This window comes from Streptomyces sp. S3(2020) (assembly GCF_013044505.1).
Classification (GTDB): Bacteria; Actinomycetota; Actinomycetes; order Streptomycetales; family Streptomycetaceae; genus Streptomyces.
This window is the reverse complement of sequence record NZ_JABERD010000094.1, coordinates 1-18,854: the sequence shown is the minus strand read 5'-3', so window position 1 is coordinate 18,854 and position 18,854 is coordinate 1. Positions and strand designations below refer to the sequence as shown.

Here is an 18,854-nt window from a genome sequence, read left to right as displayed (position 1 = left end):
CACATCCGCAAGATCCTTGCGTTCATCGCGAGGTGGCGGGTGTTCGTTGCACACGGGTTGATCAGGGCAGATCCTTGACGAGGAACGTGCAGGCGTCGACGCACTCCCGGGTCGTTCCGTCGTGGTCCTCGTACGACCAGCGGTCCGCGTAGTCGACCAGCGGGCGGTACCCGAGGCGGGCGTACAGGGCGGCCGCGCGCGGGTTGTCCTTGCCGACTCCGATCCCCACGACCGTCAGCCCGCGCTCCCCGGCCAGCCGCTCGGCGGCGCGGATCAGCGCGGTCCCGATACCGCGCGACCGGAGCTCCGCCGGAAAGACGTCCAGCCCGCCGATCTCCGGGCAGTCCACGGCGACCTCGGGTGACTCGCACCCGACCCAGCGCATCTCGGTGTGCCCCACGGGCCGGCCGTCCAGCCAGGCCACGAGGTACGTGCACTGCCCCGCCTCCTGCCGCGCGAACCGCCGGGCGTGGAAGGACGTGGCTCCGGGTGAGCCCGTGCAACGGTCGAGCAGCGCCACATCGGCGGCCCGGCAGACAGTGATCTCCATACACCCGACGGTAGGGCCCGGGAACGCGAACGGCCCCCGAATTTCCACGGGGGCCGTATCGATGTGCGGCTACCGCCGCGCGGGCGCGACCAGCCACGACGGCACCTCACCGCTCAGCCGGCGGAGCGCTCAGCTCCAGCTGGCGTGCAGCGGCTTGCCCTCCGCGTAGCCGGCCGCGCTCTGGATGCCCACGACCGCCTTCTCGGCGAACTCCTCCAGGGAGCCCGCGCCGGCGTAGGTGCAGGAGGAGCGGACGCCCGCGATGATCGAGTCGATCAGGTCCTCGACGCCAGGCCGGGCCGGGTCCAGGAACATCCGGGAGGTGGAGATGCCCTCCTCGAACAGTGCCTTGCGGGCCCGGTCGTACGACGACTCCTCGGACGTACGGTTGGCCACGGCACGCGCGGACGCCATGCCGAACGACTCCTTGTAGAGCCGCCCGTCGGCGTCCTGCTGAAGGTCGCCCGGGGACTCGTAGGTGCCCGCGAACCACGAGCCGACCATCACATTGGACGCGCCGGCGGCCAGCGCCATCGCGACGTCACGCGGGTGCCGGACACCACCGTCGGCCCAGACGTGCTTGCCGTACTTCTTCGCCTCGGCGGCGCACTCCAGCACGGCCGAGAACTGCGGCCGGCCCACGCCGGTCATCATGCGGGTGGTGCACATGGCACCGGGACCCACACCGACCTTGATGATGTCGGCGCCGGCCTCGATCAGATCCCGCACACCCTCGGCGGACACGATGTTGCCCGCGACGATCGGCACCCGCGGGTCGAGCGCCCGCACCACCTTGATCGCGCCGATCATCGACTCCTGGTGGCCGTGCGCCGTGTCGATGACGAGCGTGTCGACGCCCGCGTCGAGCAGCTGCTTGGCCTTGCCCGCGACATCGCCGTTGATACCGACGGCGGCGGCGATGCGCAGCTTGCCCTGGGCGTCGACGGCCGGCGTGTACAGCGTCGCCCGCAGCGCGCCCTTGCGGGTGAGGATGCCGGCCAGCCGGCCGTCCTTGTCCACGGCGGGGGCGTAGCGGCGGTTGGCCGCGTCCAGGCGGTTGAAGGCCTCGCGCGGGTCGATGTCCGCGTCGATCAGCACCAGGTCCTTGGACATGACGACCTCGAGCTGAGTGAAGCGGTCGACGCCGGTCAGGTCCTGGTCGGTGACGACACCGACGGGCCGGCCGTCCCCGTCGACGACCACACCGGCGTTGTGCGCCCGCTTGGGCAGCAGGGCCAGCGCGTCGGCGACGGTCTGGTGCGGGGCCAGCACGATCGGGGTGTCCAGGACGTGGTGGCGGCTCTTCACCCAGGACACGACGTCGGTGACGACCTCGATCGGGATGTCCTGCGGGATGACGACCAGGCCGCCGCGCCGGGCCATCGTCTCGGCCATACGGCGTCCGGCGATGGCGGTCATGTTGGCGACGACCAGCGGGATCGTGGTGCCCGTGCCGTCCGGGGCACTGAGGTCCACACCCTGACGCGAGCCGACCGCGCTGCGGCTGGGGACCATGAAGACGTCGTCGTACGTCAGGTCGTACGCGGGCTGGATGTCATTGAGGAAACGCACGTGCTGCACATCCCAGTCGTTCAGAGGTGGCCCCCGGACAGGTCAGCCAGGGGGAAGAGCACGTACTTCATTGTCCCATGTCCACCGGAATGCGATGCCCGGACGGATCGTCCAAGCAGGTCAGAGGCGCCTTAGGAGGATCCTCCGAGCGCGAGGGTCACCGTGAGCGCGGAGGCCTGCGAGAACACCTCACGGGCGAGGGCCCACTCGTCCGGCCGCGCCTCGGCGTACGGCTGCCAGTTCCGTACGACGACGACTCTGTCCCCGGCGGTGTCCTCGGGCCACAGCCCCGGGTCGGAGAGGACGTCGGCCAGCGCGTCCCAGTTGTGCCCGAAGTAGTCCGGCAGCAGCAGGTCCCGGGCACAGGCCGCCATCAGGCCCGCCTTGTCGGTGACCCCGTCTAGGTCCAGCGTGGCCACGACCGCCGTCATCTCAGTACCGCCCTGAACGAGTCGTAGTGATCATCGGTGTAGTAGATCTCGTCGCCCTGCCCGGTGACAATGCGCCGGGCCCCGCGATCGCGCGAGCCCGGCGTGGGGACGGTGTATTCGTGGTAGTAACCGCGCTTGTGGGCGGGCAGCCGCCGCTCGAAGTTCCCGAAGACACTGCCGTCCTTCCCGTACGGGAACGGCCCGTCCGCGTCGATGAGGCCGAGCGTCTCGCGGGCCTGGGCGGGCAGCCGCGACTCCTGGACGGTGGCCATGCCGGCGGCCCACCGCGGACCGCCGCCGTCGGCCGCGCACCCCGTCAGCAGAAGGAGGAGACAGACCAGCACCCGGGGGACGAACCGCAGCAGCATGTCGCCCACGCTGCCACGGCCGCCCCCGCATGACCTTCCGTCAGGGGCCGTCCGGGTCAGCCCGGTTCAGCGCCGGCTTCGGCGTCTGACCCGCCGTCAGCAGCACGTCCGCCGCCGAGGTGTCCGTGACCAGGCTGGTGACGAGCCCGGACCGCAGCACGGCGTCGATGGCCATCGCCTTGCGCGCCCCGCCCGCGATCGCGACGACCTCGGGGATACGGCGGAGCTGGTCCGCCTTGACCGTGATGCACCGCTCACCCAGGTCCCGGCCCACCCGGCGCCCGTCGGCGTCGAAGAGGTGCGCGGAGGTCTCCGCGGCGACGCCGAGGGTCGAGTAGTGCGCCCGCTCCTCCTCGCTGAGCATGTCGTACACCGTGGAGACACCCGGTCCCCAGGAGCCGATGGAGACACAGGCGACCGTGACCTTGTCGAAGTACTCGAAGGCCCGGGCGATCCCCGTCTGGTTGCGCAGCGCCGCCGCGGTGGCCGCGTCCGGCAGCAGCATCGGGGCGTAGATCGGGTGCGCGTCGCCGCCCGACACCTGCGCGGCCCGCCGTACCGCCTCCACCGAACCGCGCTCGGCGGTCCCGGCGTCGTACACGCCCGTCAACTGCACGACCGTGCACGGCGGCAGCCGGTCGAGGGCGGCCGCCATGTGGATGGTGGACCGGCCCCAGGCCAGACCGAGCACATCGCCCTCGTTGACGAGCTCGCCGAGCAGGTCGGCGGCCGTCTCCCCGAGGTTCTCGGGGTCGGGCGAGTCCTCCGCCTCGGCCGGCGACTCCACCACGACGGCGTGCCTGAGGCCGTACCGGGCGCGCAGCGCGTCCGAGCGCTCGGCGTCCAGTTCGGCGGGCACACGGATCTCGATGCGTACGAGATCCCGCTCGAGGGCGGTCTCCAGGACCCGGGCCACCTTGAAGCGGCTCACGCCGAACTCCTCGGCGATCTGGATCTTGGACTTGCCCTCAAGGTAGAAGCGGCGGGCCATGGCCGCCGCCTGCACCAGCTCAGCGGGTCCCATCCGCATGGCTGACCGGCCCGCCGACATACCCGACACGGCCATCTCCTCACTGCTGTTCACACTCTGGATTCGCCGTTCATCCTTGCAGATCCGGCGGACTTGATCAGCCCTGATGGGAGCCGTTCACGTTGCTGTGGCTCAGTGGCCGCATGCCCAGCTCGCCTTGGCGGTCGCCTCCTCGGCTTGGGTGCGCAGTGCACGTACCGCCTCGGCCGGGTCGGACGCGTTGTACACGGCCGATCCGGCGACGAAGACATCGGCCCCGGCGTCGGCGCACTGCTCGATGGTGGAGGCCGAGACTCCGCCGTCGACCTGGAGCCAGAGTTCGAGGCCGTGCTTGCTGATCAACTCGCGGGTGCGGCGAATCTTCGGGAGCATGATGTCGAGGAACGCCTGTCCCCCGAAGCCCGGCTCGACCGTCATGATCAGGAGCATGTCGAGCTCGGGGAGCAGATCCTCGTACGGCTCGATGGGCGTCGCGGGCCTGAGCGCCATGGAGGCGCGGGCGCCCTTGGCCCGGATCTCCCGGGCGAGCCGGACCGGAGCGGCGGCCGCCTCGACGTGGAAGGTGACGGAACCGGCCCCCGCCTCTACGTACTGGGGCGCCCACCGATCGGGGGCCTCGATCATCAGATGGCAGTCCAGCGGAGTCTCCGTCGCACGGGCGAGCGACTCTACGACCGGCACACCGAGCGTGAGGTTCGGGACGAAATGGTTGTCCATGACGTCGACGTGGAGCCAGTCGGCTCCGTCCACCGCCTTCGCCTCGTCCGCGAGGCGGGCGAAGTCTGCGGACAGAATGCTGGGGTTGATCTGCGCGGCCATGACCCAAGACTGCCATGCCCTCCGGGGGTTGGCCGCACGGGTTCCCGATGGGTACGGTCATTTGTCCGGTGCGGGCCGTATGTGGCTGATCGCGCCTGTGCGGCGGAGCCGCACATGTCGCGGCCCCGCACCCCTTACGGGGCGTGGTTGCGGGGGTTGGTATGAGTGACAAGCGAGGCATCGGGCATCTCGTGTGCGGACGGCGCGCCAAGTGGGTCGTCCTGGCGCTGTGGGTCGTCGCGCTGCTCCTGACCGCGCCCTTCGCGCAGAAACTCACCGACGCCCAGGACAACGACGCCGCCTCCTGGCTGCCCGGCTCGGCCGAGTCCACCCAAGTCCTCAAGATCTCCGAGGACTTCAGGCCCGAGCAGATCCCCGCGGTCGTCGTCTACGCCCGCGCGGACGGTCTGACCGCCCAGGACCGGGCGCAGATCGAGGAGGACGCACGGCAGATCAAGGAGCTCCGGGACCACGGCATCCGCGGCGCGGAGACCCGCGGCCCGGTCTTCGACCGTGAGACGGATCCGCGCGCGGCCCAGATCCTCGTACCGATCACGATGGACGAGAAGGGCTGGGAGGAGATCGCGCCCGCGGTCGACACCATCCGGGACGTGACCGGCGAGGGCGGTAGCGGCCTCGCCGTGCACATCACCGGCCCGGGCGGCACCTCCGCCGACTTCTCCGAGGCCTTCGAGGGCATCGACTCCACGCTGCTGCTGTCCGCGATGGGCGTCGTCATCGTGATGCTGCTGATCACCTATCGCAGCCCCACCCTGATCCTGGTCCCGCTGCTCTCGGTCATCGCCGCCCTGTTCACCGCACAGGCCCTCATCTACCTGCTCGCGGAGCACGCGGGCCTGACGGTCAACGGCCAGAGCGCGGGCATTCTCACCGTCCTGGTCTTCGGCGCGGGGACGGACTACGCCCTGCTGCTCGTCGCCCGCTACCGCGAGGAGCTGCACCGCCACGAGGACCGGCACGAGGCGATGGCCCTGGCCCTGCACCGCGCGGGCCCGGCCGTGATCGCGTCCGGCGCGACCGTGGTGCTGAGCATGCTGGTGCTGCTGGCCGCGGAGATGAACTCGACGAGCGGTCTCGGACCGGTCGCGGCGATCGGCGTGGCGGTCGCCCTGCTGGCGATGACGACCCTCTTCCCCGCCCTGCTGGTGATCTTCGGCCGCTGGATCTTCTGGCCCGCGACCCCGCGCTTCGGCGACCCCGACCGCATCGACCGGGGTGTGTGGGCCCGCATGGGCCGCCGTATCGCCCGCCGTCCCCGCATGGTGTGGGGCGCCACCGCGCTGATCCTCGCGGTCTGCTCGCTGGGCCTGATCCAGCTGCGCGCCGAGGGCATCAGCAACGCGGACGCGTTCACCGGGAAGCCGGACTCGATCGTCGGCCAGGAGGTCTCCGCACGCTACTTCCCGGCGGGCAGCGGCGATCCCCTGGTCATCATCAGCAACCAGGCGCAGGCACGGCAGGTGGGCGAGGCGGTGGCCGCCACCGACGGCGTCGTCCCCGACTCGCTGGGCCTGCCACCGGGCACGAAACCGTCGTACGAGGGCAAGGTCCTCTTCGAGGCGACCATGACCGACCCGGCGGACAGCGAGGCGGCGAAGCAGACCGTCGAACACGTCCGGGACGCCGTCCACGCGGTACCGGACGCCGATGCCCAGGTCGGCGGCGGTACGGCCGCCCTGCTCGACATGGACAAGGCGACCACGCACGACAATCTGCTGATCATCCCGCTGGTGCTGATCGTCGTCATGCTGATCCTGTGCGCACTGCTGCGCGCCCTGATCGCCCCGCTGCTGCTGATCGGGACGGTGATCCTGTCGTTCGCGGCGGCCCTGGGAATCAGCGCGCTCGCTTTCAGGTACCTGTTCGACTACGCGGGAGAGACGACGGACTTCCCCTTGTTCGTCTTCGTCTTCCTGGTGGCCCTGGGCATCGACTACAACATCTTCCTGACCACCCGCATCCGGGAGGAGGCGGCCCGCCAGGGCACCCGCCCCGGCGTGGTGACCGGACTGGCGGCAACGGGCGCGGTCATCACCTCCGCGGGCCTGGTCCTGGCCGGCACCTTCGCCGCCCTCGGCACGCTCCCCATGGTCGCCTTCGCCGAGATCGGCTTCGCGGTGGCCCTGGGCGTCCTCCTGGACACGTTCATCGTCCGCTCGGTCCTGGTGACGTCCCTGTTCCTGGACGTGGGCCCGAAGGTGTGGTGGCCGCACAGGCTGGCACACGAGGAGGCCGCGACGACTACGCAGGTCGCGGAGCAATCGGCGGCGGACCAACGCACCTAGGGGCGCGGGGAACTGCGCGACAAGCCACAGCCGGCCGTCAGTCGCCACTCATCCGCACCCCCACGGCGAAGTGGCGAAAATGTAGGCCCTAATTCGGAATGACTTATTCCGCTGAAATGACCTGGGGTTCTGGCGGTTGTCTCACTCAGTGGCCACGGAGTCTGTCTCACGATCTTGGCCATTGAGCGCTACACACGGGTTGAACCTCCCTTGCTCAAGGCGGAGTGCGGGTTGGAGCAGTACGTTACTCAAGGTGACAGCGCTCACCTGCGAGTCTGGCCAGGCCCGCGGGAACATGTCACCGACCAGTTGACGGCGATATGCAGAGCATCATTCGGTAGGCGGTAGGCGATGGGGGCGGGTGGGATGCAGCGGCGGAAGTCCTGGGTATGGACATTTCTGCTGTCACGTGAAGGCATGTGGTCTCTGCTTGCCACTACTGCCGCCGCGCTCGCGCTGGGTTTGCTGCCGAATCTGGTGCAGGCCGTGCCGGTTGTCGGCGATTCACTGTTCGGGCTGATGGCCGTCGCCATCCTCGCCGTGCTGCTCGTTGCCTGGGCGACGCACGTGCTGCGGAGTAAGGAGGGGGTCGGCATCGTCATCTATCTCGGGGCCAACTCTCACTGGGACCGAACACGACTGCGCGAGATGCAGGACGATGCGCTGCAGCGCCATGCCGCCTGTTTCGTCGTGGAACCGGACGCACTGCTGGGCGACATCGAGGTGTCCGACCGGGTGGCCTTCGCATACCGGGTAATGCAGGCCAGGCTCGAAGAGCAGACGATCGGCGCAGGAGAGGCACCCGGGTCTGTTTCGTTCTATGTCACCGCCCGACATGCAGACGCGTATCGTCTCGGCGGAATGCTGCGTGCCCAACTACACGAGAACGTGAGCGTGTTCGCCGAGTCGCCTGGGGAAGAGGAGTCCGACCGACGGCATCTGCGGGTCCCTGCGCCCCGGCGGCGGATCGTCGCACGCGTCATGGGGCAGTCGGAGGAGCGAGGCCAGTCCTCCTTTGCCTCCGTGCGGCTTGACAGCGCACTGAAGCTCCCGCCTGGAGAAAGCGACCTGCTCCGGTTGCGCGATGCGTTCGCCGGCCCCGGGCAGGAACCGTCGTGGCATCAGTTCACGGCCCGCGCGGGCAGCGGGACAACGGCAGGGCTACGAACCAACAGGATCGCGCTGATCGTGGCGCTCTCGGACAATGAGGGACTGGTACGAGACGCGTTGTACGCAGCCGAGCGCGGCGCGAGCGAGGTCTATGTCCTTCCGGGTCAAGCCCAGCATGGCGATCCCGAAGGAAACCGGTGCATCGGGGCGCTGGTCATCCGTACCCAGCCGGGGAATATCCCCGACACGACCGAACACCACGAGGCGTTCGTCCGTTATGTGGTCCACCACTGGCGTCGTACCGTCGAGGAACACGGTGCGGACGCCACCAACTGGTTGTTCACCGACGGGCCCGCCACCTTCGTCCTCACTCTTGGGGCTCTGTTAGGACGCAGAACCGCCCTGGTGCCACTGGCCGACCGCCCCCGACCTACTACCACATAGGTCCAGGTGCCTCCCGAGCGCCCGTACGCACCCAGGGTGGGCTCGGTCAGGCGTCGATCGTGAAGGCTTCTTCGTAGATCCGCTCGGTTGCCACATCTTCGTACACCACCGTGGGGCGCAGCCGGTTCCACCGGTGGCCGAGCATCAGCGCCAGGCCCATGGGGCTGGCCTGGAAGAGGTGGACGCGCGGGGCGTTGCGGCTGGCGCGGCGCACTGTGTCACGGATTCCGACGGCCAAGGCGTTGGCAGTCGCGGAGTTCGGGATGGAATTGTCTTTGGCGCCGGTCGGCGGCCGGAGCACCAGGAGCTGGGATACCGGGAGGCCCTGGTCTCGCAGGAAGTGCAGTACGTCGTCGGTGGGGTCCGTGGCCACAGCGATGGCCACGGCCAGGTCCGGGCCCTGGCCGATCCTGTACTCGGCTTGTGCGGGTGTGAGCACGGCGTCGTACGGGTCGGCGGAGGACCACAGTAGGCCGCGTTGCATGACGGCGAGGTCCGCGCCGGTCACCATACGGAAGGCGCTGCCGACGAGGAAAGCGGGAGCAAGCCGGAGGCTGCCGGTGATCGCAACGGCAGTTCTTCCCGGCGGGATCCTGTGGGGTGCGGCTTCAATCTCCGCCTGTAGTTGGGCCCAGGTCGCGGGAGCTTGGGGGCGGCGCTTGACGTAGGGGGACGCGCCGTCGAAGCGGTCGGCCCAGTCGAGGGCGTAGTCGGCGTCTCCTGTCGCGGGGTCCGGCTTGAGGGTGGCGATGGACACCACGGCGCGGGTGGGTCCGGCCTTTAGTTGTAGGGAGTCGATGGCTTCGGTGATCGCCGTGAGGGTCAGGGTCCGCTGACCGTCTCGCACCTGGCGGGCCACCCAGTCGGCCCCGATATGGATCGCCGCATCGTCCGGGCGCAAGCCTGCGGCGAGCATGAGCGACTGAACGTGGTCGTGAAGGTGGGTCGGGTCACGAGCAAGGTCGAAGCGGAGCACCTCTAGCAGGTCGCGGAGCTCGGCTTCGGTCAGGTCGGCGCCCACCGCCCATCGTCGTCGAGCAGTACCTTTTGCTGATCTGGAGCCTTGTTGGCCAGCTTTGGGCATCAGTAGCTGGGTGCGGGAATCGCGGAGCGAGACCAACGGGTCTCCGGGGTCGGGGGCACGATTACTGATGAGAGCCAAGTCCACCGGGGTACCGTCGGCGGTGAGTTGGCGCCAAGTGCGGGCGATCTTCTTCAGGATCGACGGACCGCCGGAGTCGCTGGGCTGGAGCAGGTAGTCCTCGTTGACGGGGTTACTGCTGTCGACGGCGTACTTGACCTGGGCGTAGGTGTGCGGCGGGGTGGCACGGTACAGGACGACATCGTCGAGGTTGCCGACGCCGTCGACTTCGACGCCGACCGCGACGACCGGATTGGGCGTGTGGATGGAGGCGTCGCGGACGGCGGTCACGCATCCTTGCCATGCGAGCTGCCACTGATATTGGTCGCCTGCGATCCGTACTCCTGTTGCGCTGGGCGCGGGCAGGGAGATCATCAGGGCGTCTCTGCGAAGACGGGGCTGGGGGCGAGTTCGTTGGCGACGGTGAGGAGGTGTTCGTCGCGGAGGGGCCCGTCGGGGAAGGCCTGCAGGATTGCCGCCGGGATGAGGCGCTGGGTGAGGTCGGAGAAGGTGTAGCCCGGACGGTCTGTGTCCGGGCCGGTGAGCTGGACGAGTTTGTCGAAGGTGTCCGGGCGGACGGTGATGCCGTGCAGAGCCCGGGTGAGTACGGCACGGCGCTGCTGGTCGTCGGGGCGGACGAACGTGAAGGTCGCCGCGGCGCGGCGCATGAGAGCGGGGTCGAGTGCGCCGACGCGGTTGGTGCACAGTACGACCAGGACAGGGAGTCGAGCGCCGGCGAGGCTGTCCACACCGGCGAGGAAGGCGTCCACTCCGGCACGGTCCTCGTGATGCATCTGCTGTGCCTCGCGGGACTGGACGAGTGCGTCGGCTTCGTCGACGACCAGGACGAGGACAGTGTTGACACCGCGGGTGTCGCGTGCCCGGCGGCCCTGCTCGTGTACATACGAGAAGGCGTCTCCGATCAGCGCGGTCATCTCACCGACCAGGCCGCTGCCTCGTGTGGCGAGCTTGAGCCGGTATAGGTGGACCGGCAGGTCGAGCTGTTCGGCCAGGTCACATCCGAAGGACTCCGCGAGGGCGGACTTCCCCGAACCGACGTCCCCTGCGAAGACGAACAGCGGTGCGCGGTCGGCGAACAGCTGGAGCGCAGCAGGCTCTGTCCCCGGGTGGTGTTGACGTGCCCACGCGTGCAGTCGATCGGGGTCCGCCAGGAGGACGGCCTCCTTACGCAGTTGACGCTTGACTGCATCCAGGCCGATGAGGCGGTCGTACCGTGCCTGGCGGGTGGGTTCGGGCAGTTCGATCACGGGGTGAAACAGGTCGTCCTGGCTACTCACGGGTGTCGTCCTCGGTGCTGGTGATGGAGGGGGGTCACTGGGCCTGATAGACATCGCGGTCGACACCGGTGCCGTTGCGGGCATAGCTGCGGCCGGTCTGGGTGGTACCGGCGTTCGCGGTCGGGGCGTCGGCGCCCGTCCGTCTCACCGGCAGAGCGACCTTGACTCGGTCTCGGTCTGCTGCGGCAAGAAGATGGAAGGCCGGGCTGTAGGTCAGGTAGCTGTAGAAGTCGAGTCCGGTGATGTCGGCGCTGCGCGGCAGGCTTCCGGGCCGGGTGTCGACGAGGTGGCCGCCGGTCGTCGCGCGGTAGCGCAGGCGCAGCTTCCAGGCGTTGGTGCCGGTGTCGCGGAAGCCGAAGTCGACGGTGTCGAGGTAGCCGTCCTTGAGGAGCATGGCGATCTCCTCGACGTATTTGTCGATATCGGCGTGCGCCGGTTTGCCGTACAGACTGTTCAGCTGGCGGAGGTCGGCGCCGACTTTCGCCCCGATGTAGCGCGCGTCGGTGAGGGTGAAGGTGGCGGAGCGGGCGTAGGAGGCGGTCACGGTTTCACGCTCCTTCGAAGGAGGGGCCGAACAGCGTGCGCCATGCGTCGTTGGCGTCGCCCTTCGTCGGTGCGGTCGCGGCCCAGGAGATTTCGTCCAGCGAGGTGGCGGCCTGGTCCACAAGGCGCTGACGGTCGTGCTCGGTGTAACTGGAGGCGACGTTGTTCTCCGGGTTGACCGGGTCCCAGACCTGGATGGCCTCGTAGGTGGTCAGCACGTCACCGGGGTCGTAGAAGTCGTCGAAGACGATCGGGGACTTCAGACCGGTACGGACGATGTAGGCCAGGACCTGCTCGATCGCGCGCGGGTAGTCGTCGACTTCCAGGGACTCGCCGTTCCAGCCGTTGTCCCAGAGGTGCGCAACGATGAGTTCGAGCAGGAAACTCTTGCAGCGCAGGTCGGGGTCGAGACGCTTGCTCTCGCGGATCCAGGCCTTGAGCAGCCGGATGAGCTCCGCGTAGCCGGGGCCGGCCTTCTTCTTCCGAGTCCGGATGAACTCGAGGTGCTGGGTGACGGAGGTCAGCACCCGCTCTCCCTGCCGGGTGATCAGGTAGCCCTTGTCGTCGGATTCCCCGGTGTCCAGCACCGGCGCGACATCGATCTTGAGACCGGAGCCGCGGAGGGTGATCCCAACGGCGTGCTGCGAAATGACGAAGTCGTCCGCGACCTTCGTCTTCCCGTACACCTCGATGCAGCGGTCCCGCAGCCACTCCAGCAGGTCGGACTCGGGTGTGTCGGGGTCACAGGAGCGGACGTAGGCCGCGACGTCGGCATCGGAGCCCTCGCCCTTGCGGCGCTTGATCGCGGTGTGCTTCGCGGTGCTGCCCGACGCGCGGAGCTTGACCAGGTCGTAGTCCGGGTGGTCGTCGATGTAGGACTCCAAGCGCGCCCTCAGGTGGTTGACCTGCCTCCGGCGCTCTTTGGCGTCATCCCGCGGCACGTTCACCTTGTTCTCGGCGTGCTTCGCCAGAACCTTGTGGTTGACGTGGCTCTCTCCCGCCATCGGGTCCCGCCTTCCTCCGCGGGACCATCCCGCGACGAATGATTACTCAAAGTTACATACACCTGGTTGGTGCATGAGATCAAACTCACTGCGCCGAGAGAGTAGCATGCACGGATCCGGTAAAGACAACCTGTTCCAGAGGTGGCGGTTGAAGATCCTCTTCGGCGATGGCGAACTGGCCCGGATCTGCAACGACGACAACGTCAGGCGCAGCCGGTACGGCCCTGCGCTCGCTTCAGCGATCCGCCGACGGCTTGGAGAGATATCGGCTGTGGCGCACCTCGCCGAGCTCCGCCGCCTGCCCGCTGCCCGGCTCCGCCACCACCCGACCCGCGGCGACGGCTACCTCTTGATCTCCTTGGGGCCGACCGCCGATCTCCTCGCACGGCCGCGCGACGCCCCGGCCCTCGCGCTTCCCGACGGACGCCTCGACGAGCAGGCCGTCCGAGCCCTCGTCGTAACCGAGATTGTCCTGTGATCCGCCGCCCAGCCCCCGCACGGCCCCTTCCTCACCAGGAGAGAGGCACACTCCGATGATGACCTTCGGCGCCCCCGATCCCCTCGAGTACTCCCCGCAGACCGTGCCGCACCCGGGGGAAACCCTTAAGGAGACCCTTGAGGAACTCGGCGTTTCTCAAGCTGATCTCGCCCGCCGTACCGGTCTCTCAACCAAGCACGTCAATCAGATTGTGCAGGGCATCGCATCCCTTAGCCCAGAAACCGCACTTCTGCTTGAACGGGCTACTGGAGTCCCTGCCACCGTATGGAACACATTGGAAGCTGACTGGCGCACGCAATTGGCCCGAAAGGAGGAACAAAGCGCCCTGGCCGGCCAAATCGAGTGGCTCGACAGGTTTCCATTGACCGAGCTGGTTGCCCGAAACATTCTGTCCGACCGAGAAAAAACAGTTGCCAATGTCCAGCGCCTGCTCGACTTCTTTGGTGTCGCCAATCCTGCGGTTGCCGAAGAGCTATGGAACGGCTACAGCGTAGCGTTTCGTCGATCATCCACAACGACCCCCAACGAATATTCCACTTACGCCTGGCTCCGGCTGGCTGTTATAGAAGCTCGGCGCCGCCAGTGTAAGCAGTTCCGGCGAGAAGCATTGCAAGATCTCCTACCGGGCCTCCGCGAACTGAGCATGCAGGCCCCAGAGACATGGCTCACCCAGTTGCCTAATCTCTGCGCGGAGGCGGGAGTGGCGGTTGTCTTCTCTCCAGCATTCAAAAATACCAATCTATCGGGCGCGACCCGGTGGCTCAATCCGGACAAGGTATTGATCGCCCTAACTGACCGATACAAGAAAGACGACCGTTTCTGGTTCACCTTTTTCCATGAGATCGGACACGTCCTACTGCACGGAAAGCGGCTGACCTTCCTCGATGAGGATCCCTTCAAAGGAACAAGCCCAGCGGAACAGGAAGCAAACATTTTCGCAGCCCAAACCCTGATCCCCCCGGAACATGAATCAGCCTACACGGCACTTCGACGACAACCCAAACCGTTCACGCAAATCAGTAGATTCGCAGAACAAGTCGGTATCGCGCCCGGAATCGTCGTGGGCCGCCTACAACACGATAAGGCGCTGGACTGGAGGGAAGGAAATAAACTCAAGCGCGACTTCGATCTCGAAGCCATCACTGCCAGCAGCAGAACGGCCTCCTAGCAGTGACAGCATGGTAAGGGTGTGTTAGCTGCTTAGATGACCTGGGGTTCTGGCGTTTGTCTCGCTCAGTGGCCACGGAGTCTGCATCACTATCTTTTCCATTGAGCGCTGCCCATGAGGCGACCCCTCCCTAGCGCCTGCGGCCCGACCAGGATCTCATTTCCGGCTGCAGCTCCGAACATTTCCTCGACAGTGACGACTTCACCGTCGTAATGGAACCGTGTCCCCACACCTACGCGTACCGCACCGTCTCCGCTCATCCGTCCTCCCCTGTTCCTATTTCCGGCGGGCTGCGGTGGGGCAACATCCCTGTCGCCGCACTCGGAATCCTCGATCGGGTCAGGCAGCGTATTCATCCCGGCACCCACGACCGCGGCTGGCTCCTGGCGCAATAGATGCCGCTCGGAAAGAATATCGCTCAAATCAGTGGACAGATCCTGATTCCACAGCAGATGCAGGACAGCGGCGCGAACAAGCTCATCAGGCCAGGCAGGGAATGAACGGAACGCCTCTCCTAAAGTCGCTCCATGAAGGTCACGGCCGCGAATTTCTTCCAGTATCTCCGCCGCGAAAAGCCAGTCACGCCGATAACCAGCCAGGAATCGGAGGTTGGCCAGCTCCTTCTCCGGAGGCTCACACCACGCCTGGAATTCCCAGCCACAAGACTCCATCACCTTACGAGCCCAGCCGAGCGAGAAAGAGATCTTGGGCCGCGTCAGCAAATGACGGGGCTTGACATCCACGACCAAAGGAACCATGCCGTCTCGAAGAATCAAGAAATCGGGGACATGCCTCCTTAACGCCCCATCGATTTCTGCCGTAATCAAAAACGGCTGAGCAAATATAGCCCTGCCATCCCGTGTAAAGTCAGCATAAATCAACCGCGTTAGTTCCAGTCGCGATTCATAGATCACATGGGAGTGCATAGTCGAGGACCAGTAGAATCCCGAGTAATGCTTCTGCCCGTAATACCAACGGAACGTACGCCACGGGGTGGAGAACTCCAGGAGATCATCAACACTCGCGTGCGGCCAGGTCCTCTCTGCGATCTTGCCGTCACTTCTACGCAACTTCACCGAGACGGAACCGCTAGACCTCGCCATGCGACCTCCCGAGAAAGCGGAGCGATGGCCTCAAAGCAAGAGCTGCAAGTCCCATCACCTTGAAGGTCACACGGAAACAGCGAGCCGTACAGAGGGTGAGCGCCGCGAACCTCCACACGCACGAGCGAGGTCCGAACGTCCACCCGTCTCACTTCGGTGACCAATTGGTCGGACACTGGCCAACCAGAGTGAGAATTGGTCACTCATTTTGAGGGCCTACAGAAAAGTCGAACCTCACCCCGTTCGACGGATCAACGCCAGATACATCGCGTCGGTCCCATGCACATGCGGCCACAACTGCACATCCGGCCCTTCACCAAGCCCCGGCACCCCCGGAAGCAACGGCCGCGCATCAATCAGCTCGGCCTCAGGCCACTGCTTGAGCACGTCCTCAACAACCGCCCGAGTCTCGGCAAGATGCGGCGAACAGGTCGCATACCCCACCACCCCGCCCACCCTGACGGAGTCCAGCGCGGTCTTCAACAGCCCCCGCTGCAACGGCCCGAACCCCTCAAGATCCTCCGGCCGCCGACGCCACCGCGCCTCGGGCCGCCGCCGCAACGCCCCCAGACCGGTGCACGGCACATCCATCAGCACCCGGTCGAACCCGCCCGACCGCCACGGCGGCTTGAGCCCGTCCGCGGCGATGACCTGATACGGCCCCGGATTCCCGGCCAGCGCCTTCGCCACGAGCCCGGCCCGATGCGGCTGCTTCTCGGAGGCCAGCAACACCGCACCCCGCTCCGCGGCCAGCGCGGCGAGCAGCGCGGCCTTGCCACCGGGCCCCGCACACCCGTCGAGCCATGTCCCGTCCGGCCCCTCCAGAGGCGCGTTGGCGAGCGCCAGGGCCACCAACTGGCTGCCCTCGTCCTGCACGCCCGCACGGCCTTCCCGTACGGCGTCGATCGCCCCGGGCTCGCCGCCCTCGGCCAGCCGCACGGCGTACGGCGACCAGCGCCCGGCGACGGCGGCCTCCTCCCGCAGCAGTTCGTCGGTGCCGGCCCGTCCGGGCCGGGCGACCAGCGTCACCTCGGGCCGTTCGTTGTCCGCCGCCAGCAGCTCCTCGATGCCGGCCCGCGGGCCGCCGAGCGAGTCCCACAGCGCGGAGACGACCCAGCGGGGGTGCGAGTGCACGACGGCGAGATGCTCCTCGGGGTCGTCCTCGTAGGGCGGGGCCACACGGGCGATCCACCCGTCCAGATCGTCCTGCGCGACCTTCCGCAGCACGGCGTTGACGAACTTGGCCCGCCCGTCGCCGAGCACCACGCGCGCGAGCTCGACGGAGGCGGACACCGCGGCATGCGTGGGAATCCGCGTCCCGAGCAGCTGATGGACCCCGAGGCTCAGCACATCGAGGACCGGCGGGTCGACCTCGCGGAGCGGCCGGTCGACGCACGCGGCGATGACGGCGTCGTACGTCCCCTGGCGCCGGAGCGTCCCGTAGACGAGCTCGGTGGCCAGCGCCGCGTCCCGTCCGTCGAAATCGCCCTTCTCCCGCGCCTTGCGCAGCAGCGGCGGCAGCACGAGGTTGGCGTACGCGTCCCGCTCGTCCACGGCCCGCAGGGCCTCGAAGGCGAGGAAGCGGACGGGGTCCTTCTTGGGCCGACGGTAGGGCTTGCCGGACGGGCGGGGCCCACGGGACTGGTCGCTCACGAAAAAGGTGCTCCGGATGTGTTGACGGGATACGCACCAAGCGTACGTCCCACCTGTGCGCGCGTGACCCGCCGAGGGGTCCCGCCGCCGGCACGCGTTGCTACGCGCCCAGGCTCTCGCTCTCGCCGATCCGCACCCCGCGCGCCCAGTCGGCGGCCTTCATCGGCTTCTTGCCCTGGGCCTGCACCCACAGCAGCTCCACGCCGTAGGAGCCGGTGCCGACGTGGACGCTGTTCTTGCCGACGGCGAGCTGTCCCGGAGCGAGGTCGGTGCGCTCGGGCGCGGGCTGGACCTGGATGAGCTTGAGCCGCTCACCGCGGAAGACCGTCCAGGCGCCGGGCGCGGGCGTGCATCCGCGCACGACCCGGTCGACCCGCAGGGCCGGGGTGCGCCAGTCGACCTGCGCGTCCTCGACGGTGATCTTCGGGGCGAGGGTGATGCCGTCGGCGGGCTGCGGTACGGCCTTCAGGGTGCCGTCCTCGATCCCGTCCATGGTCGCGGCGAGCAGTCCGGAGCCGGCGAAGGCGAGCCGGGTCAGCAGGTCGCCGCTGGTGTCGGTGTGCCGGATCTCCTCGGTGACGGTGCCGTAGACGGGCCCGGAGTCGAGGCCTTCCTCGATGAGGAAGGTGGAGGCCCCGGTGATCTCGTCGCCCGCCATGATGGAGTGCTGCACGGGCGCGGCCCCGCGCCAGGCGGGCAGCAGCGAGAAGTGCAGGTTGACCCAGCCGTGGGCGGGGATGTCGAGGGCGACGCGGGGCAGCAGCGCCCCGTAGGCGACGACGGGACAGCAGTCGGGGGCGATCTCCCGGAGCCGCTCCAGGAACTCCGGGTCCCGCGGCTTGAGGGGCTTCAGCACCTCGATGCCCGCCTCCACGGCCCGCTCGGCCACCGGGCTCGCGACGAGCCTGCGTCCACGCCCGGCCGGTGCGTCGGGTCGCGTGACGACGGCGGCCACCTCGTGCCGCCCGGAGGCGATCAGAGCGTCCAGAGCGGGAACGGCGACCTCGGGGGTACCGGCGAAGACGAGCTTCATGGGTGGGTTCGGGCCTCTCGGGCGGGGGTGTGCGGGCAACGCACAAGTCTATGACCACGGAAAGAAATACCGCCGACCGAGTGGAGCGTGCGGGAGCCGAGGCGCACACCCTCCTCCCGGGGCGCACGCATATGCCGCTACGCCCCCACTGCGTGACCAGCGGAGCGCCCACGCGTTGGTCAAGAAAGAGTTGACCACAACGGGCCGCTGCAGCGGCCCGATCCTTTTCATCGCCGGTTCGAGAGGCTTGTTCATGGCCGACCACGCAACCCACGACGCCCAGGCTCGGGCCAGCCTGCACTTGCTGGTGCGGGACATCGAGCGGGTCCGCCGGCAGGTGGACGCACTGCGCACGCTCACCGCCCAGTTGGGCAACGTCTACCGCCCGCGCCGCTCCGGCCCCTCCACGGGCTTCGTCGTCTACGGACGCGCCCCCGCGCCGACGGTCCGTCTCGCGCAGGAGCTGCGGGACAGCGTCGAGACCCTGGTGACGGCCGCCGTCGACTTCGACCGCTCGCTCGGCTTCTCGTGGGACGCGGTGGGCTCCGCGCTCGGGGTCACCAAGCAGGCGGTCCACCGCCGCTACGGCGCACGCCGCGCCGTGACCCAGGCGGCCGCCGAGGCCGAGCGCACCGCCGAGGCACCGAGCACCCACACGGTCAGCGTCAACACCGGTCTCCCCTCGGTACCGACGGTCCCCGCGGCCCGCTCCATGCCCACCCAGCCGACGGCGGGCCGCCCGCCCCTCCGCCACGCGCTCCCCCCCTGTCCCTTTCCCCGAC

At 68.0% G+C, this 18,854-nt stretch carries 18 protein-coding genes; 5 read left to right on the top strand and 13 right to left on the bottom strand.

Going from position 1 to position 18,854, the window contains the following annotated elements; translation table 11 throughout:
* Positions 1-61: 61 nt before the first annotated feature.
* From HLK59_RS27070 to rpe, 6 genes are all read right to left on the bottom strand, one after another.
* Positions 62-550 (bottom strand): GNAT family N-acetyltransferase, encoded by a 489-nt coding sequence (locus HLK59_RS27070; protein WP_171144134.1) that lies wholly within the window; start codon positions 548-550, stop codon positions 62-64.
* A gap of 129 nt (positions 551-679) precedes the next feature.
* Complete coding sequence (locus HLK59_RS27065; protein ID WP_346779825.1) at positions 680-2,122, bottom strand: GuaB1 family IMP dehydrogenase-related protein; 1,443 nt, start codon at positions 2,120-2,122, stop codon at positions 680-682.
* A 131-nt stretch (positions 2,123-2,253) separates the two neighbouring features.
* Positions 2,254-2,553 carry a barstar family protein gene (locus tag HLK59_RS27060; protein ID WP_171144132.1) on the bottom strand — a complete coding sequence of 100 codons (300 nt, stop codon included), beginning with the start codon at positions 2,551-2,553 and terminating at the stop codon, positions 2,254-2,256.
* Positions 2,550-2,921, bottom strand: coding sequence for a ribonuclease domain-containing protein (locus tag HLK59_RS27055; RefSeq protein ID WP_171144131.1), 372 nt, complete (start codon positions 2,919-2,921; stop codon positions 2,550-2,552). The genes HLK59_RS27060 and HLK59_RS27055 overlap by 4 nt, the downstream gene beginning before the upstream one ends.
* A gap of 40 nt (positions 2,922-2,961) precedes the next feature.
* Positions 2,962-4,005: a sugar-binding domain-containing protein gene (locus HLK59_RS27050; protein ID WP_171144130.1), complete on the bottom strand. Its 1,044-nt coding sequence runs from the start codon at positions 4,003-4,005 to the stop codon at positions 2,962-2,964.
* Positions 4,006-4,083: 78 nt separating this feature from the next.
* The gene (gene rpe, locus HLK59_RS27045; protein ID WP_171144129.1) at positions 4,084-4,770 is read right to left on the bottom strand and encodes a ribulose-phosphate 3-epimerase; all 687 of its coding nucleotides are present in this window, start codon (positions 4,768-4,770) and stop codon (positions 4,084-4,086) included.
* 161 nt (positions 4,771-4,931) lie between these two features.
* Here rpe and HLK59_RS27040 point away from each other — a divergent pair, with 161 nt between their 5' ends.
* Both HLK59_RS27040 and HLK59_RS27035 read left to right on the top strand, forming a co-directional pair.
* Positions 4,932-7,076, top strand: coding sequence for an MMPL family transporter (locus HLK59_RS27040; protein WP_171144128.1), 2,145 nt, complete (start codon positions 4,932-4,934; stop codon positions 7,074-7,076).
* Between the two features lie 366 nt (positions 7,077-7,442).
* Complete coding sequence (locus HLK59_RS27035; protein ID WP_171144127.1) at positions 7,443-8,630, top strand: hypothetical protein; 1,188 nt, start codon at positions 7,443-7,445, stop codon at positions 8,628-8,630.
* Positions 8,631-8,676: 46 nt separating this feature from the next.
* On the opposite strand, the gene HLK59_RS27030 is transcribed toward HLK59_RS27035, so the two are convergent.
* The 4 genes from HLK59_RS27030 to HLK59_RS27015 form a co-directional block, all read right to left on the bottom strand.
* Positions 8,677-10,062: an SAVED domain-containing protein gene (locus HLK59_RS27030; protein ID WP_346779823.1), complete on the bottom strand. Its 1,386-nt coding sequence runs from the start codon at positions 10,060-10,062 to the stop codon at positions 8,677-8,679.
* Between the two features lie 83 nt (positions 10,063-10,145).
* A complete protein-coding gene (locus HLK59_RS27025) occupies positions 10,146-11,069 on the bottom strand; it encodes an AAA family ATPase (RefSeq protein WP_171144125.1) in 924 nt (307 codons plus the stop codon).
* Positions 11,070-11,103: 34 nt separating this feature from the next.
* Complete coding sequence (locus HLK59_RS27020; protein ID WP_171144124.1) at positions 11,104-11,613, bottom strand: hypothetical protein; 510 nt, start codon at positions 11,611-11,613, stop codon at positions 11,104-11,106.
* Between the two features lie 4 nt (positions 11,614-11,617).
* A complete protein-coding gene (locus tag HLK59_RS27015) occupies positions 11,618-12,616 on the bottom strand; it encodes a CBASS oligonucleotide cyclase (RefSeq protein WP_171144123.1) in 999 nt (332 codons plus the stop codon).
* Between the two features lie 106 nt (positions 12,617-12,722).
* On the opposite strand from HLK59_RS27015, the gene HLK59_RS27010 reads away from it, so the two are divergent.
* Positions 12,723-13,094: a hypothetical protein gene (locus HLK59_RS27010; RefSeq protein ID WP_240982667.1), complete on the top strand. Its 372-nt coding sequence runs from the start codon at positions 12,723-12,725 to the stop codon at positions 13,092-13,094.
* 58 nt (positions 13,095-13,152) lie between these two features.
* Positions 13,153-14,283, top strand: coding sequence for a HigA family addiction module antitoxin (locus HLK59_RS27005; RefSeq protein ID WP_171144122.1), 1,131 nt, complete (start codon positions 13,153-13,155; stop codon positions 14,281-14,283).
* An 89-nt stretch (positions 14,284-14,372) separates the two neighbouring features.
* On the opposite strand, the gene HLK59_RS51260 is transcribed toward HLK59_RS27005, so the two are convergent.
* The 3 genes from HLK59_RS51260 to fmt form a co-directional block, all read right to left on the bottom strand.
* The gene (locus HLK59_RS51260; RefSeq protein ID WP_240982666.1) at positions 14,373-15,386 is read right to left on the bottom strand and encodes a TnsA-like heteromeric transposase endonuclease subunit; all 1,014 of its coding nucleotides are present in this window, start codon (positions 15,384-15,386) and stop codon (positions 14,373-14,375) included.
* A 234-nt stretch (positions 15,387-15,620) separates the two neighbouring features.
* Positions 15,621-17,039 (bottom strand): transcription antitermination factor NusB, encoded by a 1,419-nt coding sequence (locus HLK59_RS26995; RefSeq protein ID WP_171144121.1) that lies wholly within the window; start codon positions 17,037-17,039, stop codon positions 15,621-15,623.
* 100 nt (positions 17,040-17,139) lie between these two features.
* Complete coding sequence (gene fmt / locus HLK59_RS26990) at positions 17,140-18,072, bottom strand: methionyl-tRNA formyltransferase (protein ID WP_171144120.1); 933 nt, start codon at positions 18,070-18,072, stop codon at positions 17,140-17,142.
* A gap of 253 nt (positions 18,073-18,325) precedes the next feature.
* Between fmt and HLK59_RS26985 the strand changes: the two genes are divergently transcribed.
* Positions 18,326-18,854: hypothetical protein (locus HLK59_RS26985; RefSeq protein ID WP_171144119.1), on the top strand; the 529-nt coding region annotated here is incomplete at its 3' end.

Bases quoted from the DNA above. Each gene is read 5' to 3' on its own strand.
- HLK59_RS27010 (WP_240982667.1), top strand. From the start codon at position 12,723: ATGCACGGATCCGGTAAAGACAACCTGTTCCAGAGGTGGCGGTTGAAG.
- HLK59_RS27060 (WP_171144132.1), bottom strand. From the start codon at position 2,553: ATGACGGCGGTCGTGGCCACGCTGGACCTAGACGGGGTCACCGACAAG.
- HLK59_RS27070 (WP_171144134.1), bottom strand. From the start codon at position 550: ATGGAGATCACTGTCTGCCGGGCCGCCGATGTGGCGCTGCTCGACCGT.
- HLK59_RS27040 (WP_171144128.1), top strand. From the start codon at position 4,932: ATGAGTGACAAGCGAGGCATCGGGCATCTCGTGTGCGGACGGCGCGCC.
- rpe (WP_171144129.1), bottom strand. From the start codon at position 4,770: ATGGCCGCGCAGATCAACCCCAGCATTCTGTCCGCAGACTTCGCCCGC.
- HLK59_RS27015 (WP_171144123.1), bottom strand. From the start codon at position 12,616: ATGGCGGGAGAGAGCCACGTCAACCACAAGGTTCTGGCGAAGCACGCC.
- HLK59_RS27055 (WP_171144131.1), bottom strand. From the start codon at position 2,921: ATGCTGCTGCGGTTCGTCCCCCGGGTGCTGGTCTGTCTCCTCCTTCTG.
- HLK59_RS27005 (WP_171144122.1), top strand. From the start codon at position 13,153: ATGACCTTCGGCGCCCCCGATCCCCTCGAGTACTCCCCGCAGACCGTG.
- fmt (WP_171144120.1), bottom strand. From the start codon at position 18,072: ATGAAGCTCGTCTTCGCCGGTACCCCCGAGGTCGCCGTTCCCGCTCTG.
- HLK59_RS51260 (WP_240982666.1), bottom strand. From the start codon at position 15,386: ATGGCGAGGTCTAGCGGTTCCGTCTCGGTGAAGTTGCGTAGAAGTGAC.
- HLK59_RS27035 (WP_171144127.1), top strand. From the start codon at position 7,443: ATGCAGCGGCGGAAGTCCTGGGTATGGACATTTCTGCTGTCACGTGAA.